Genomic DNA, 15,260 nt, shown 5'->3' with positions numbered 1-15,260 from the left:
GGGAGCGGCCTTCGGTGCTGGCAACGGGCCCGCGCTTACTGGCGGTTGGCGCCCTGCGCGCCGACGTCCACGCCGGCGGTGACGATCTTGCCGTCGACCACCGGCAGGCGGTCGGACTGCGGCTCCTGGTCCAGGCGCAGGGTGCCTTCCTGGCCCTGGTAGCGGTAGGTCACGTCGTAGCCGACCACCTTGTCCTCGGTGCCCAGGGCGATGCGCTCGCCGGGCTTCTTGTCCATGCGCTTGGTGCCGGTGGTGCCGTCCGGGTTGCGGAAGGTCACGGTGTAGCCGATCACCCGGCTGGACTCGGAGGTGGCGTACTCGGTGCGGCACTGGCGCTCGGTGCGGCTGACGACCTTGCCGCCGACGTGGCGCTTGTCGACCTGGTTGCCGATCACGCCGCCGGCCACGGCGCCGGCCGCGGTGGCGACCTTCTTGCCCTTGCCGCCGCCGACCTGGTTGCCGATCAGGCCACCGATGACCGCGCCGGCCACGGTGCCGCCGACGTTGCCGTCGCGCTCGGGCAGGCGCTCCTGCACCACCACGTCCTCGCACACTTCATGCGGGACCGACTGGGTGGTGGACTCGCGCACCGGCTCGGTGCCGATCACGGTGGCGTAGCGCTGTTCCTTCTCGGTCACCGGGGTGACGGAAAGGATCTCGGCAAACTCCAGCGCCGGGGTCTCCGGCAGCGCATCGCTGGCGGCGACATCGCCGTCCTGGGCCGGAGCGGTGATGGCAGCGACGTCGGAGCCGCCGTCACGGTTGTTCATGTAGGCGGCAGTGGCGATGCCGCCGACCAGCAGGGCACCTGCTGCGATGAGAACGGTGGTGGCTTGTTTCATGGCCGTTGGCTCCTGCGGGACCCATCCCGCTGTTTGACGGGCGCATTCCATCACGGCGAAGCTGAACAGGACCCCGAACAATTTTCCAACATCGCCACGAGCCGGCGCGGACGCGGCATGCTGGTATCCGGATCTTCCCCACGGAGCCGCCGCCATGGCCAACCCCCTGTTGCTGCCCCTGCTGGAATGGGCGCGCCGGTTGCGCTTCCCGACCCTGTTCAAGCTGACCGCCGCGGTGTTCGTGCTCAGCGTGCTGCTGCCCGATCCGGTGCCGTTCATCGACGAGGTCGCGCTGGGCCTGGGCACCCTGCTGCTGGCCAACTGGAAGCGCCGCAAGGATCCGCTGCCGGCGCGATCGCAGGTGCTGCCACCCGGACGCTGATGGACCTGGTCGACAGCCACTGCCACCTGGACGTACCCGAGTTCGACCCCGACCGCGCGCAGGTGGTCGCGCGCGCGCGCGATGCCGGCGTACGCCGCCAGGTGGTGCCTGCGATCCATGCCGCCGGCTGGCCCGGCCTGCGCGACACCTGCCGCGCCGCGCCGGGACTGTTCCCGGCCTACGGCCTGCATCCGCTGTTCCTGGCCGAACACCAGCCCGCGCACCTGGAACGCCTGCGCGAATGGGTCGAGCGCGAGCAGCCGGTGGCGGTCGGCGAATGCGGGCTGGATTTCTTCGTCGAGGACCTGGACCGCCAGGCCCAGGCCGGCTACTTCGAGGCGCAGCTGCGCCTGGCGCGCGATGCCGGCCTGCCGGTGATCGTGCACGCGCGGCGCGCGGTGGACGCGGTGATCGCCGCGATCCGCCGCATCGGCGGCGCCAAGTCGGGCCAGCCTTCGCGCCTGCGCGGCGTGGTGCACAGCTTCGCCGGCAGCCCCGAGCAGGCGCGCCAGCTGTGGGACCTGGGCTTCCTGGTCGGCCTCGGCGGCCCGGTCACCTACGAGCGCGCGCAGCGCCTGCGCCGGCTGGTGGCGGAGATGCCGCTGGAATTCCTGCTGCTGGAAACCGATGCGCCGGACCAGCCCGATGCCGCGCACCGCGGCCAGCGCAACGAACCGGCGCGGCTGCGCACGGTGCTGGACACCATCGCCATGCTGCGCGACGAGGACCCGGCCGCGATCGCCGCGGCCACCACCGCCAACGCCGAACGCCTGTTCGGCCTGCCGCCAGCCTGACTAGCCGGCGACGGCGCAGGCGAAGCCCGCGCCTGCGGGCAGCGCCGGGCGGTTCCGGAGCAGCATCTCCAGCGCCTTGCCCGCCGCGGCGAAGGCGAAGGCCCCGGTGATGTGGGTGGCCGCGCCCAGGCCGCCGCCGCAGTCGAGCTTGAGTGCCGCCTGCGCGTCCAGCTTCGGGCGCACGCCGCTGACGCTGCCGTCGAACTGCGGGTACTTCACGTTCTCCAGCGAGTACACCGCCGGCACGCCGAAGAAGCGCTGCGGATTGCGCGGGAAACCGAACTCGGCGCGCAGCTTCTTGCGCACCAGGGCAAGCATGGCGTCGTGCTCGGTGCGCGACAGGTCGCGCACCCGCACCAGGGTCGGGTCGGTGCGGCCGCCGGCCGAACCGACCGTCAGCACCGGCTGCTTGCGCCGCCGGCACCAGGCGATCGCCTCGACCTTGGTGCGGAAGCTGTCACAGGCGTCGACCACCAGGTCGAAACCCTCGCCCAACAGGCTTTCCAGGTTGCCTGCGGTGAGGAACTGCGCCACCGGGCGCGCCTCCACCCGCGGATTGATCGCGCGGCAGCGCTCGGCCAGGACCTGGGCCTTGCCGCGGCCGTACTGGCCCTCCAGCGCCGGCAGCTGGCGGTTGGTGTTGGACACGCACAGGTCGTCGGCGTCGACCAGCACCAGGGTGCCCACCGCCGAGCGCGCCAGCGCTTCGACCAGCCACGAGCCCACCCCGCCGAGCCCGACCACCGCCACCCGGCGCCCGGCCAGCCATTGCGCCGCGCCCACGCCGTACAGCCGGTCGATGCCGGCAAACCGTTCCTGCAGGAATGCGTCCATGGGCGCGCATTCTACCGGTGCGGCTGCAAGCGTCGCCGCCGGCGCCTTATGATGTGCGCCCTTCCAACGGAGCCCGCCGCATGGCCAGCCAGCCGAACCGCCCCTCGCCCGCCGCCCGCTACCTCGTCGTGTTTGCCATCGGCCTGCTGGTGGGCGTGGTCGCCGCGGTGATGGCGCTGCGCGCGCTGAAGGAGCGGCAGGATCCGTTCCCGGACGCGCTGATGAACGTGATGGCGCGCCAGACCCAGGAACTGAAGGCCACCGCCGCGGCCAACCGCTGCGCCGTGCACGATGCATTGCCGCGCCTGCAGTCGCTGCGGGCGATGGCCAATGACCTGGAAACCGCCTTCCCGGGGCTGCGCGACGACCAGCGCTTCGCCGGTGCGGCCTCCAGCCTGCGCGCCAACCTCGACCAGGCGCTGGCCGCGCCGCCGTCGGACTGCGCGCAGATCACCGCCACGCTGGAGAAGATCGGCGGCGATTGCCGCGCCTGCCACCAGGATTTCCGCTGAACCGCGGCTGATGCCAGCCGCCGGCGTCATGCGCGGGCGGGCGCCGGGTTGCCGCGCCGTTCACGAGCATGGCGCAAGGATGCAGCCACGGAAGCGGCCCGGCCGCATCCGCCGGACCACACTTCAGGAGATGCACGATGAAGTCCCGCCTGCTCTGCGCCGCCGTCCTCGGCTCCCTGGCCCTGGCCGCCTGCAGCACCACCTCGCCCAACTACGGCTATGGCTCGTCCTATCCGTCCGGCGGCAGCTATCCGGCCCCGCAATCGTGCCTGGACTGCGGCATCGTCACCCGTATCGACGTGATCGGCTCCAACCGCAGCGCGCCCGCCGCGACCGGCGCGATCCTGGGCGGCATCGTCGGCGCGGTCGCCGGCCATGAGATCTCCGACAAGACCGGTGGCAGCAAGGGCAACCAGAACGTCTCCGCCGTGGCGGGCGCGGCCGCCGGCGCGATGGCCGGCAACGCCATCCAGGGCCGCGTCACCGGCGATACCTACAACATCCACGTGCGCATGGACGACGGCCGCACCGTGGTGATCAACCAGCGCGACCTCGGCGGCATCCGCGAGAACACCTACGTGCGCGTGGTCAACGGCAAGGTCGTGATCCGTTGATCGCCGCCACGACCGGCAAAAAGAAACGGCCCGCATCGCGGGCCGTTTCCGTTTGTAGCCGATGGCTCTGGATCAGGCGGTCTGCACCGCGTCGGCCTGCAGGCCCTTCTGGCCCTGGACGACGGTGAAGGTGACCTTCTGGCCTTCCTTCAGGCTCTTGAAGCCCTGCATCTGGATGGCGCGGAAGTGGACGAACACGTCCTCGCCATTCTCACGGCTGATGAAGCCAAAGCCCTTGGCATCGTTGAACCATTTGACGGTCCCGGTCTCGCGCTCTGCCATTACTGCTTACTCCTGGAACTTTGCTGGGTGGTGGTTACGCCGTGGCCAACGGCGGCTGGTTGCAAGGAGTACGCGAGGTGTAACGATGTAGCAGACCATCACCAAGGACCTACCGCATCAGGTCACGGTTCACGGTGACCTTGCCAAGCGCAGCGGCCCAAACTTACCGCCGGCCCATGGCGAATGCAATCATGCCCGGGCCGCCCCAGGAGCCCCCCCGCCCCCGATGGATACGACCACCCTGTGGTACCTGCTCGCCGGCCTGCTGATGCTGGTCGGCCTGGCCGGCGTGGTGCTCCCGGCCCTGCCTGGCCTGCCCCTGGTGTTCGCCGGCATGGCGCTGGCCGCCTGGGCGGATGGTTTCATCCGGATCAGTGGCTGGACCCTGGCCGCCCTCGGCCTGCTCACGCTGCTTTCCATCGCGATCGACATCATGGCCGGCGCCTTCGGTGCGCGCCGCTTCGGCGCCGGGCGGATGGCCGTGGCCGGTGCCACCCTGGGCACCGTCATCGGCCTGTTCTTCGGCCTGCCCGGACTGTTGCTGGGCCCGTTCATCGGCGCGGTGCTGGGCGAGCTGTGGCATACCCGGCACCTGCCACAAGCCGCGCGGGTCGGCGCGGCCACCTGGGTAGGCCTGCTGCTGGGCGCCGCCTTGAAGCTGGCCCTGGCCTTCGCCATGCTCGGCCTGTTCGTGCTGGCGTGGTTTTTCTGAATACGCACCGCCTCCCTGGAGCTCGACTTGAACCGGATGTCCCCCCTGCCCCTGGCGCTGTGCGCCGCGCTCGCCGCCACCGCCCCGGCGCTGGCGGCGCAGGAAATCACCGCGCGCCCGGCCAGCGCCGACGCCTGCCTGGCCATCGCCTCCAACGCCCAGCGCCTGGCCTGCTACGACGCAGCCCTGGGCTATGTCGCGCCCTCGCCGCAGGAAGCGGACCTGGCCGCCGACGTCGCCGAGCGCGCCGCGGAGGAGGCCGCGGGCGAACAGCCCGCCACCGAGCTGTTCCAGCGCGACCTGCAACCGGCCGCGCGCGCGGCGATCGCCAACGCCGGCCGCGGCTCGCTGCTGGACAACCGCTGGGAACTGGCCAAGGACTCCAAGCTGGGCATCTTCCAGCTGCGCGCCTACAAGCCGGTGTACGTGCTGCCTGGCTTCTGGACCAGCCGGACCAACACCACCCCCAGCTCGCCCAACCCCAACAACACCGTCACCACGCCCGAGCAGCTGGACAGCATCGAGGCCAAGTTCCAGCTGAGCTTCAAGACCAAGGTCGCCGAGGACCTGTTCGGCGACAACGGCGACGTCTGGGTCGGCTACACCCAGAGCTCGCGCTGGCAGGCCTACGCCTCGGAGACCTCGCGCCCGTTCCGCGAGACCAACTACGAGCCGGAGGTGATGCTGGTGTTCCGCAACAACTACAGCCTGTTCGGCTGGAAGGGGCGGATGACCGGGATCAGCCTCAACCACCAGTCCAACGGCCGCAGCGATCCGTTCTCGCGCAGCTGGAACCGGGTGATCCTCAACCTCGGCCTGGACCGCGACAACTGGGCCTTCGTGCTGCGCCCCTGGTACCAGGTCGGCGAAAGCGCGCGCGACGACAACAACCCGGACATCGAGGACTACATCGGCCGCGGCGACGCCCTGCTGGTATACAACCGCAACGGCCACGAGCTGAGCCTGACCGCGCGCCACTCGCTGCGCGGCGGCGACCGCGCGCACGGCTCGCTGCAGCTGGACTGGGGCTTCCCGATCAACAACCTGCTGCGCGGCCACGTGCAGGTGTTCGACGGCTACGGCGAGAGCATGATCGACTACAACCACAAGGCCACCTACATCGGCGTCGGCTTTGCCCTGCTGGAGTGGTTCTGATGCAGCGCGCGACGATCTGGCACAACCCGCGCTGCTCGAAGTCCCGCGCGGTGCTGGAGATCCTGCGCGAACGCGGGATCGAGCCGGTGATGTTCAACTACCTGGCCCATCCACCCGATCGCCAGAGCCTGCGCCGCGTCGCCGAGTCCTGCGGCGGCGTGCGCGTCCTGGTCCGCAGCAGCGAACCGCTCTACGCCGAACTGGGCCTGGATTCGGCCGACGACGAGGCCCTGCTGGACGCGATGCTGGCGCACCCGCAGCTGATCAACCGCCCGGTGGTGATCACCCGCCGCGGCGCGCGCCTGTGCCGGCCGCCCGAGGAAGTGGTCGCCCTGCTCGACTGAGCGGCGCCTCAGGTCCAGTCGGTGATGCCCTCGCGGCGGTAGACCTCGGCGAAGCTGGGCAGCGACTTCATCCGCCTGGCGTAGTCCTGCAGCACCGGCCAGCTGTCGGTGGGCCTGGGCATGTTGCGCGACCAGCGCATCAGCATGGTCAGGACGAAATCCACCGCCGTGCGCTGCCCGCCGAGCATGTACGGGCCGCCGTTGCGCTGCAAGTGGTCGGCCACCTGCTGCCACGCCGCCTCCAGCGCGGCGCGGGCGCGTTCCTTCACCGCCTCCACGTGCTCCGGCCCGGCCGGTTCGTCCGGGTAGAACCAGGCGCGGTACTGCGGCATCAGCGTGTACACGCAGAAGCAGATCCAGCGGTAGTAGTCGCCGCGCGCCGGGGTGCCCGGCGCCGGCGCCAGCCCGGCCTGCGGATGCAGGTCGGCCAGGTGCATGGCGATGGCGGCCGACTCGGTCAGCACCTGCCCGTCGATCACCAGGGTGGGCACGCGGCCGGCGGGATTGAGCGCCAGGTACTCCGGCGACTTCTGCTCGCGCCGGTCGAAGTCCAGCTGGCGCAGCTCGTGCCCGATGCCCAGCTCGATCAGCAGCCAGTGCACCACCAGCGACGCGGTGCTTTGCGAACCATAGAGGACGACAGGCATCGCGCGGCTCCCTGGAATGGACGTGGCGATTATCGCCCTGGCGCGGGGGCAAAAAGAACGGGCCGGCATCGCTGCCGGCCCGCCCGTGTGCGGCGATGGCGCCTGGCTCAGGCCACGACCACCGGGATCTTGCCGATCCGGGCCTGCCACTGCTTCGGGCCGGTCCTGTGCACCGACTCGCCGGTGGAGTCCACGGCGACGGTCACCGGCATGTCCTTGACCTCGAACTCGTAGATCGCCTCCATGCCCAGGTCCTCGAAGGCGACCACGCGGCTGGCCTTGATCGCCTTGGACACCAGGTAGGCCGAACCGCCGACCGCCATCAGGTACACGGCCTTGTTGTCGCGGATGGCCTCGATCGCCGCGTCGCCGCGCTCGGCCTTGCCGACCATGCCCAGCAGGCCGGTCTGCTCCAGCATCTGCCGGGTGAACTTGTCCATGCGGGTGGCGGTGGTCGGACCGGCCGGGCCGACCACCTCGTCGCGCACCGGATCGACCGGACCGACGTAGTAGATGAAGCGGTTGGTGAAGTCCACCGGCAGCTTCTCGCCGCGGCCCAGCATGTCGACCATGCGCTTGTGCGCGGCGTCGCGGCCGGTCAGCAGCTTGCCGTTGAGCAGCAGCACCTCGCCCGGCTTCCAGCTGGCCACTTCCTCGCGGGTGACCGTGTCCAGGTCCACGCGGCGGGCGTTGTGCGGGCTGTAGGTCAGCTTCGGCCAGTCCTCCAGCGAGGGCGGGTCGAGGGCGACCGGGCCGCTGCCGTCCAGGGTGAAGTGCGCGTGGCGGGTGGCGGCGCAGTTGGGGATCATCGCCACCGGCAGGTTGGCGGCGTGGGTCGGATAGTCCTTGATCTTGATGTCCAGTACCGTGGTCAGGCCGCCCAGGCCCTGGGCGCCGATGCCCAGCGCGTTGACCTTCTCGTAGATCTCCAGGCGCAGTTCCTCGATCCGGTTGGACGGGCCGCGGGCGACCAGGTCCTGGATGTCGATCGGCTCCATCAGCGCTTCCTTGGCCAGCAGCATCGCCTTCTCGGCGGTGCCGCCGATGCCGATGCCGAGCATGCCCGGCGGGCACCAGCCGGCGCCCATGGTCGGCACGGTCTTGAGCACCCAGTCGACGATGGAGTCGGAGGGATTGAGCATCACGAACTTGCTCTTGGCCTCCGAGCCGCCGCCCTTGGCCGCGACGATCACGTCCACCTTGTTGCCCGGCACGACCTTGACGTTGACCACGGCCGGGGTGTTGTCGCGGGTGTTCAGGCGCTTGCCGGCCGGGTCGGCCAGGACCGAGGCGCGCAGCTTGTTGTCCGGGTGGTTGTAGGCGCGGCGCACGCCCTCGTTGACCATGTCCTCCACGCCCATGGTCGCGTCGTCCCAGCGCACGTTCATGCCGATCTGCAGGAACACGGTGACGATGCCGGTGTCCTGGCAGATCGGGCGGTGGCCTTCGGCGCACATGCGCGAGTTGATCAGGATCTGCGCCATCGCGTCCTTGGCCGCGGGCGATTCCTCGCGCTCCCAGGCGGCGGCGAGGTTGCGGATGTAGTCGACCGGGTGGTAGTAGCTGATGTACTGCAGCGCGTCGGCGACGGACTGGATCAGGTCCTCCTGGCGGATGGACACCGGGATGTTCGACGGGCTGGACGAAGCGGAAGCGGTCACGGCTGGCTCATGGCAGGCGGAAAACCCGCCCATTTTAGGCCAAAGTGGCGGCGCGGCCGGGGCCCCTGTCACACCGGCAAGCGCTGTTCCGTCCTGGAATCCATGGAACCTGTTGATCATTTCCATCGACACCAGCCGCGCCTGCTGGCCCTGGCCTACCGGCTGCTGGGCAGCCGCGCCGACGCCGAGGACGTGGTCCAGGACACCTGGCTGCGCTGGCACCGGGCGGACCGGGCCGCCATCGCCGACCCGGAGGCCTGGCTGGTGACCACCGCCACCCGGCTGGGCATCGACCGCCTGCGCGCCGCCCGGCGCCGGCGCGAAACCTATCCGGGGCCCTGGCTGCCGGAACCGGCCCGGGTCGATCCCGACGCCCCCACCGCGGCCGCGTCCGAGCCGGCCGACGAGGCGCCCGGACCGGCGCGGGCGCTGGAACGGGCCGAGGAAGTCTCGCTCGCGTTCCTGGCGGTGCTGGAACGGCTCGGGCCCGAGGAGCGCGCGGCGTTCCTGCTGCGGGAAGTGTTCGACCACGACTACGCCGCGATCGCCCGGCTGCTGGAACGCAGCGAGGCGGCCTGCCGGCAGATGGTGCACCGCGCCCGCACGCGCATCGCCGGGGCACGGCCGCGCTTCGGGGTCGATCCGCGCCACCACCGGATCCTGCTGGAGAAGTTCATGCACGCCGCGCGCGAGGGCGACCGCGAGGCGGTGCAAGCCCTGCTGCACGCCGATGCACAGCTGGTTTCCGACGGCGGTGGCAAGGCACTGGCGGCGATCCGTCCGTTGCACGGGGCCGAGCGCATCGCCCGCCTGTTCTGGGCGGTGGCGCGGCGGCGCGATCCGGCGGTGCGCTGGCAGCTTGGCCTGGTCAACGGCGAGCCGGCGATCCTGCGCTACCGCGACGGGCGGCTGGTGGGGGTCACCGTGGCCGCCAGCGCGGACGGCCGCATCACCGCGCTGTACACCGTCGCCAATCCGGACAAGCTGGCTGTCACGGATGCGTCGCCCGGGACGTCCTGGTGGTGAAGGCGGCCATGGTGGCCCGCCGGAGCAGACCCGCATGGACTACCGTCGCGTCGAATATCCCAGGCACGTCCCGGATGCCTTCAAGGCGCTCTACACCGCCAGCAACGCCGTGCACGACGGCGTGCTGGAGCCCCCCCTGGTCGAGCTGGTGTTCCTGCGGGTGTCGCAGATCAACGGTTGCGCGTTCTGCATGGACATGCACGCCACCGCCCTGCGCCGGGCCGGGGTCGACCCGCGCAAGCTCGACACCCTGCCCGGCTGGCGCGACAGCCGCTTCTTCGATGCCCGCGAGCGCGCCGCCCTGGACTGGGCCGAGGCCCTGGCCAGGCTGCCCTCCGGCGCCCCGGCCGACGCCACCTACGAGGCGCTGAAGGCGCACTTCGACGATGCCGGCATCGCCACCCTGACCATGGCCGTGGCCCTGATCAGCGCCTGGAACCGGCTGGGCGTGGGCCTGCAGCCGGAACTGCCCTGAGCGCCGCTCAGGCCCCGGCGTCGAAGCGCTCGCGCAGGGCCTGGCGGTAGCGCCGGCTGCACGGCAGCACGCTGCCGTCCTTCAGGTGCACGCGGGCATCGCCGCTGTCCAGCGGCTCGATCGAGGCGACCTGGGCCAGGGCGACCATGTAGCTGCGGTGGATCCGCGCGAAGGCGCGCGGGTCCAGCTGCTCCTCCACCCGCGCCAGGGTGCTGCGCAGCGGATAGTCGCGGCCGCCCACGCGCAGGTTCACGTAGTTGCCGGAGGCCTGCAGCCACTCGATCTCGCCGGTCGGGACCAGGAACTCGCGCCCCAGTTTGCGCACCAGGAAGCGCTCCGGGCGCGCGGGCTCGGCGTCCGCCGGCCCGGCGTCCGGCGCCGGCGGCGCCGCTTCCGGCAGGCTGGCCTCGCCCTGCCAGCGGCGCAGCAGGGCGCGGTAGCCCTCCATCACCACCACGATCAGGAAGAAGGCACGGACGTCCTTCAGGTACTCGTACACCAGCCCGCGCAGCCAAGGGCCGAACTGGTAGTCGCTGCCCAGGGCGCGGTAGACCAGTTCGCGCGGGGCCACCATGGCCAGCACGTGGACCACGCACAGCACCACGCTGGCAGCCGCGTACAGGGCCAGGCGCCGGCGCCACAGGTGCCAGTACAGCGGGAAGCGGCCCGTGAACCAGGCCAGCACCGGCACCAGCAGCAGCAGGACCAGCGCGCTGCTGCCTTCCCACACCAGCGGTTCCCAGGTCGGGATCCCGGCCCCCCGCCGCCACAGCTCCATCAGCTCGGTCAGGCTGTTGCCTGCGAAGTTGCCCAGGATCAGGAGGGTCCACAGGCCAGCTTCGACCCAGGTCTTCCAGGGGGCGTAGCGCTGGTAGGGAAACGGTTCCGGCGGAGTCATCGACGCATTCTAGCCAACGCCACCGTCGCACCGCCCCATCCGTCCCCGCGTGCCCGCGGTTCGTCCCCGCCGGCGTGCCGGTCGTCATCCGGAGCCCCACCGGCGCGGCGTGCCGTGCCAGTTTCCCGGGCCACCGACACGTCCGGAATACGCCATGCCGCGCGACGCCAGCCTACCGCCCGCCTCCACCGCCACCCGCCGCCACGACCTGGACTGGGTCCGGGTCTGCGCCTTCGGCCTGCTGGTCCTGTACCACGTGGGCATGTATTACGTGAGCTGGGACTGGCACGTGAAAAGCCCGCACGCCGGCCCCCTGCTGGAGCCGGCGATGCTGCTCACCGGTCCCTGGCGGCTGTCGCTGCTGTTCCTGGTATCCGGTGTGGCCACCGCGTTCCTGCTGGCGCAGGCCCAGCGCCAGGCCGCGGCCGGGGACGGCCGGGTACGCTTCCTCGGCAACCGCTCCTGGCGGCTGCTGCTGCCGCTGCTGTTCGGCATGGCGGTGGTGGTGCCGCCGCAGTCCTACTATGAGGTGGTCGAGCAGCTGCCCGGCGGCTACCACGACGGCTTCCTGGCTTTCTGGGCGCGCTACCTGCGCGCGGACGGTTCGTTCTGCGATGCCGGTGGCTGCCTGATCCTGCCGACCTGGAACCACCTGTGGTTCGTGGCCTACCTGTGGGTCTACACGGTGGCGCTGTGGCTGCTGTGGCGGCTGGCGCGGCCGCTCCTGGACCGCGCCGGCGGCGCGCTGGAACGCGCCCTGTGCGGCTGGGGGCTGCTGCTGTGGCCGGCGCTGGCCCTGGCCCTGGCGCGGCTGCTGCTGATCGGCCGCTACGGTTCGACCCACGCCCTGGTCGGCGACTGGTACAACCACGTCCAGTACTTCGGGGTGTTCCTGCTCGGCTTCCTGGCCGCGCGCCGCGACGGGTTCTGGGACGCGGCCGTGCGCCTGCGCTGGCCGGCCCTGCTGCTGTGGCTGGGCAGCTGGGCCGTGCTGGCCGGCTACACCGTTTCCTACGCCGGCAGCGAGCCGCCCCAGGCCCTGCGCCTGGCCATGCGCGCGGTGTGGGGCGTGGACCAGTGGTGCGCGATCATCGCCGTGCTCGGCTTTGCCCGGCGGCTGTCGCCGGGCGACGGCCCGCTGCTGCGCTACCTGGTGCCGGCGGTTTTCCCGGTCTACATCCTGCACCAGACCGTCACCGTGGTCGCCGCGCACAACCTGCAACCGCTGGACCTGCATCCGGCGCTGGAGGGGCCGCTGCTGGTGCTGCTGACCTTCGCCACCTGCTTCGCCGCCTATGAGGTGGTCCGGCGGGTGCCACTGCTGCGGCCGCTGTTCGGACTGCAGTACCGCGAGCGGTCCGCGCCGGCCGCCGCTCAGGCCGGGACGGCGTGCTCGACCACCAGCTGCACCGCCGAGCCGCCACGGTAATCGTCCGGCTGCAGGCGGTAGGCCAGGTGCAGGTGCGGGGCCGGCGCACTGCCCTGCCAGCCGCCGAAGTGGATTGCCGCCAGCGGCTCACGCCGGTCCGGGTGGCGCAGCCGCAGGCGCAGGTGGCGCTCGCCGACCGGGCGGTAGTCCAGGACCTCGAAGCAACCGTCGAACAGCGGCTCCGGGAAGCCCTGCCCCCACGGCCCGCCGTCGCGCAGCGCCTCGGCGTGGAAGCGGTCGAACTCCTGCGGCAGCAGCTCGCCGTCGCTGAGCAGTTCGGCCTGCAGCAGTGCATCGTCCAGGGTGGCGCGGGCGTGTTCCTGCCAGGCCTGCTCGAACGCCGGCAGCTTGGCCAGTTCCAGGGTCAGGCCGGCGGCCATGGCATGGCCGCCGAAGCGCTGCACCAGTCCCGGATGGCGCGCGTCCACCGCGGCCAGGGCGTCGCGGATGTGGAAGCCGGCGATCGAGCGCGCCGAGCCGCGCAACACCTGCGCGCCGGGCTCGGCCGGAGCGAAGGCCAGCACCGGCCGGTACAGGCGCTCCTTCATCTTCGAGGCCACCAGCCCGACCACGCCCGGATGCCACTCCGGGTCGAACAGGCACGGCGCCAGCGGCGGCGTGCCGTGGTCGACCTGCGCGCGCGCCAGGGCCGCCTCGGCGTCGTCGGTCATCGCCTGCTGCACGGCGCGGCGCTCGGCGTTGATCTCGTTGAGGATGCCGGCCAGTTCGCGCGCGCGCTGCGGGTCGTCGGTGAGCAGGCATTCGATGCCCAGGGCCATGTCCTCCAGGCGCCCGGCGGCGTTGAGCCGCGGGCCCACGGCAAAGCCGATGTCGGCCGCGGTCAGGCAGGCCAGGTCGCGGCCGCAGACCTCGACCAGGGCGCGCAGCCCGGCGCAGGCCTGGCCGGCGCGCAGGCGGCGCAGGCCGGCCGCGGCCAGGGCGCGGTTGTTGGCGTCCAGCGGCACCAGGTCGGCGATGGTGCCGACCGCGACCAGGTCCAGCAGGCTGGACAGGTCTGGTTCGCCGGCCGGGAACGCGCCGGACTGGCGCAGGTGCCGGCGCAGCGCGAGCAGGACGTAGAAGATCACGCCCACGCCGGCCAGGCACTTGCTCGGGAAGGCGTCGCCGGCGCAGTTCGGGTTGACGATGGCGTCGGCCGGCGGCAGCTGCTGGCCCGGCAGGTGGTGGTCGGTGACCAGTACCTGCCAGCCGCGCGCGCGCGCGGCGGCGACGCCGGCATGGCAGGCGATGCCGTGGTCCACGGTGACCAGCAGTTCCGGCTGCAGCGCCGCCAGTTCCTCCACCAGCGCAGGCGACAGGCCGTAGCCGTGGACCATGCGGTTGGGCACCGCGTGCGAGACCCTGCGCGCGCCGAGCATGCGCAGGCCGCGCACGCCCACCGCGCAGGCGGTCGCGCCGTCGCAGTCGAAGTCGCCGACCACCACGATGTGGCGGTCGTCGCGGATGGCCGAGGCCAGCAGTGCGACCGCCGCCGGCAGGCCGCCCAGCGCGTCCGGCGGCAGCAGGTCGGACAGGCGCGGCCGCGCCAGTTCGAAGCGGTCGGCGCCGCGCGCGGCGTACACCCGGCGCAGCAGCGGCGGCACGTGGCCGGGCCAGGCGCCGCCCACTACCACGGGCTCGCGGCGGCGGATCCGGGGAGCGGCGGGACTCATGCGCGCGGCGCGGGAGAGTTCATGCGTCCAGCGAACGCAGCGGGCTGCGCCAGAAGCGCCAGCGCTGGCCGCGGCGCAGGTGCAGGCGGGTGCCGTCCTCGAAGTCCAGCAGCAAGGTGTCGAACTCGTCGCGTGCCATCGAAGCCAGCAGCGGCGGCAGCACCTGGTTGCCCAGCACCTCCAGCGAACGCAGGTGGCGCAGGTCGACCAGGCTGTCGCCCACCGCGCCCGGCGGCGTGTCGGCGGCGGTGGCCGGGGTCGCGGTGGCGGCGCCGGCCTCGCCGGCCAGGGCCTGCACCAGCGGATCGGGGCTGCGCACGTTCATGTAGCTCGACTGCACGCTGTCCGGGGCCACGCCGGCGCCCCAGAACCACAGCGAGTTGACCGCGGGCCGGCCATGGTCGGTGCGCGCGCGGTTCCAGGGGTGGTGGTGCAGCGCGACCTGGACCTCGGTGATCAGCGCGCGCCAGCGCCGCGACACCGGGTCCTCGCCCAGCGGCAGCGCGTTGAACAGGTCGTCGCCGAGCGCGTCCTCGGGCGCGATGAACTCCGGCAGCGGGGTGCCGGCAGGCAGGCGCAGGTACCAGCGTGCCGGATGCGGCGCATCCAGCTGGTAGCCGGCGTCGCCGAACAGCGGTTTGAGCACCGGCAGCAGCGCCTGCGCGTCCAGGGTGTCCAGGCCCAGGCCTTCGCCCCAGCCGAGCAGGCGCGCGCCGTTGAGGTCCGGCGCCACGTGCGCCGGATCGGCGCGCAGCCACAGTGCGTCGCCGGCATCGCTGCCGGCATCGGCGCGGCGGGTGAGCGCGGCCACCGGCCAGTGGTCCGGGGTCAGGCGGAAGTGGCGGCGCAGCTGGGCGCGGCCGCCGGGCTCGAGCTGCTCGCGGTCGGCGCGCCCGAAGGCGCGCGCGGCCGCCTGCGGCAGGGGCCCGGGCAACCTGTCCCGGGCCGGCAGCAGCAGCGCGATGGCGGTCATCGCCGGC

The 15,260-nt window shown here is 72.0% G+C and carries 18 protein-coding genes; 10 read left to right on the top strand and 8 right to left on the bottom strand.

From position 1 onward, the window contains the following. Positions 1–35: 35 nt before the first annotated feature. Entirely contained in the window at positions 36–842 is an 807-nt protein-coding gene (locus EIM47_RS04885) for a glycine zipper 2TM domain-containing protein (RefSeq protein WP_019397092.1), read from the bottom strand. A gap of 154 nt (positions 843–996) precedes the next feature. Between EIM47_RS04885 and EIM47_RS04880 the strand changes: the two genes are divergently transcribed. Next, positions 997–1,224 carry a DUF6116 family protein gene (locus EIM47_RS04880; RefSeq protein WP_019397091.1) on the top strand — a complete coding sequence of 76 codons (228 nt, stop codon included), beginning with the start codon at positions 997–999 and terminating at the stop codon, positions 1,222–1,224. Then, on the top strand, positions 1,224–2,018 hold the full coding sequence (locus EIM47_RS04875; protein ID WP_125076285.1) for a TatD family hydrolase: 795 nt from the start codon (positions 1,224–1,226) through the stop codon (positions 2,016–2,018). The genes EIM47_RS04880 and EIM47_RS04875 overlap by 1 nt, the downstream gene beginning before the upstream one ends. Here EIM47_RS04875 and EIM47_RS04870 read toward each other — a convergent pair whose 3' ends face one another. Continuing rightward, positions 2,019–2,852 (bottom strand): tRNA threonylcarbamoyladenosine dehydratase, encoded by an 834-nt coding sequence (locus EIM47_RS04870; RefSeq protein ID WP_125076284.1) that lies wholly within the window; start codon positions 2,850–2,852, stop codon positions 2,019–2,021. It abuts the gene before it with no gap. 80 nt (positions 2,853–2,932) lie between these two features. On the opposite strand from EIM47_RS04870, the gene EIM47_RS04865 reads away from it, so the two are divergent. Both EIM47_RS04865 and EIM47_RS04860 read left to right on the top strand, forming a co-directional pair. Next, positions 2,933–3,364, top strand: coding sequence for a cytochrome c (locus EIM47_RS04865; protein WP_028914661.1), 432 nt, complete (start codon positions 2,933–2,935; stop codon positions 3,362–3,364). A 137-nt stretch (positions 3,365–3,501) separates the two neighbouring features. After that, positions 3,502–3,978: a glycine zipper 2TM domain-containing protein gene (locus EIM47_RS04860; protein ID WP_125076283.1), complete on the top strand. Its 477-nt coding sequence runs from the start codon at positions 3,502–3,504 to the stop codon at positions 3,976–3,978. A 72-nt stretch (positions 3,979–4,050) separates the two neighbouring features. Here the strand turns inward: EIM47_RS04860 and EIM47_RS04855 are convergent, their stop codons facing one another. Continuing rightward, positions 4,051–4,260: a cold-shock protein gene (locus EIM47_RS04855; RefSeq protein ID WP_019397805.1), complete on the bottom strand. Its 210-nt coding sequence runs from the start codon at positions 4,258–4,260 to the stop codon at positions 4,051–4,053. Positions 4,261–4,486: 226 nt separating this feature from the next. On the opposite strand from EIM47_RS04855, the gene EIM47_RS04850 reads away from it, so the two are divergent. From EIM47_RS04850 to arsC, 3 genes are read left to right on the top strand one after another with little or no spacing between them, the layout of a single operon-like run. Next, positions 4,487–4,972, top strand: coding sequence for a DUF456 family protein (locus tag EIM47_RS04850; protein ID WP_125076282.1), 486 nt, complete (start codon positions 4,487–4,489; stop codon positions 4,970–4,972). A 36-nt stretch (positions 4,973–5,008) separates the two neighbouring features. After that, on the top strand, positions 5,009–6,127 hold the full coding sequence (locus tag EIM47_RS04845) for a phospholipase A (protein WP_125076281.1): 1,119 nt from the start codon (positions 5,009–5,011) through the stop codon (positions 6,125–6,127). Next, positions 6,127–6,471 carry an arsenate reductase (glutaredoxin) gene (arsC, locus tag EIM47_RS04840; protein ID WP_125076280.1) on the top strand — a complete coding sequence of 115 codons (345 nt, stop codon included), beginning with the start codon at positions 6,127–6,129 and terminating at the stop codon, positions 6,469–6,471. Before EIM47_RS04845 ends, arsC begins: the two co-directional genes overlap by 1 nt. A gap of 8 nt (positions 6,472–6,479) precedes the next feature. Here arsC and EIM47_RS04835 read toward each other — a convergent pair whose 3' ends face one another. Next, positions 6,480–7,118, bottom strand: a complete 639-nt coding sequence (locus EIM47_RS04835; protein ID WP_125076279.1) for a glutathione S-transferase family protein — start codon at positions 7,116–7,118, stop codon at positions 6,480–6,482. A gap of 107 nt (positions 7,119–7,225) precedes the next feature. Further along, entirely contained in the window at positions 7,226–8,740 is a 1,515-nt protein-coding gene (locus EIM47_RS04830) for a fumarate hydratase (RefSeq protein ID WP_125076334.1), read from the bottom strand. A 141-nt stretch (positions 8,741–8,881) separates the two neighbouring features. Here EIM47_RS04830 and EIM47_RS04825 point away from each other — a divergent pair, with 141 nt between their 5' ends. Both EIM47_RS04825 and EIM47_RS04820 read left to right on the top strand, forming a co-directional pair. Continuing rightward, the gene (locus EIM47_RS04825; protein WP_125076278.1) at positions 8,882–9,805 is read left to right on the top strand and encodes an RNA polymerase sigma-70 factor; all 924 of its coding nucleotides are present in this window, start codon (positions 8,882–8,884) and stop codon (positions 9,803–9,805) included. A 34-nt stretch (positions 9,806–9,839) separates the two neighbouring features. Next, complete coding sequence (locus EIM47_RS04820; RefSeq protein ID WP_019397812.1) at positions 9,840–10,280, top strand: carboxymuconolactone decarboxylase family protein; 441 nt, start codon at positions 9,840–9,842, stop codon at positions 10,278–10,280. Between the two features lie 7 nt (positions 10,281–10,287). On the opposite strand, the gene EIM47_RS04815 is transcribed toward EIM47_RS04820, so the two are convergent. Further along, the gene (locus tag EIM47_RS04815) at positions 10,288–11,178 is read right to left on the bottom strand and encodes a LytTR family DNA-binding domain-containing protein (protein WP_125076277.1); all 891 of its coding nucleotides are present in this window, start codon (positions 11,176–11,178) and stop codon (positions 10,288–10,290) included. 154 nt (positions 11,179–11,332) lie between these two features. Here EIM47_RS04815 and EIM47_RS04810 point away from each other — a divergent pair, with 154 nt between their 5' ends. Beyond that, positions 11,333–12,607 (top strand): acyltransferase family protein, encoded by a 1,275-nt coding sequence (locus EIM47_RS04810; protein WP_125076276.1) that lies wholly within the window; start codon positions 11,333–11,335, stop codon positions 12,605–12,607. Here EIM47_RS04810 and recJ read toward each other — a convergent pair. Both recJ and EIM47_RS04800 read right to left on the bottom strand, forming a co-directional pair. Then, complete coding sequence (gene recJ / locus EIM47_RS04805; RefSeq protein WP_125076275.1) at positions 12,553–14,280, bottom strand: single-stranded-DNA-specific exonuclease RecJ; 1,728 nt, start codon at positions 14,278–14,280, stop codon at positions 12,553–12,555. The genes EIM47_RS04810 and recJ overlap by 55 nt on opposite strands. A 19-nt stretch (positions 14,281–14,299) precedes the next feature. Continuing rightward, entirely contained in the window at positions 14,300–15,253 is a 954-nt protein-coding gene (locus EIM47_RS04800) for a hypothetical protein (RefSeq protein WP_019397816.1), read from the bottom strand. Between the last annotated feature and the right edge of the window lie 7 nt (positions 15,254–15,260).

The organism is Pseudoxanthomonas sp. SGT-18 (assembly GCF_003931645.1).
Classification (GTDB): Bacteria; Pseudomonadota; Gammaproteobacteria; order Xanthomonadales; family Xanthomonadaceae; genus Pseudoxanthomonas.
The sequence above is the reverse complement of the archived record's forward strand: the minus strand, read 5'-3'. Positions and strand labels throughout refer to the sequence as shown.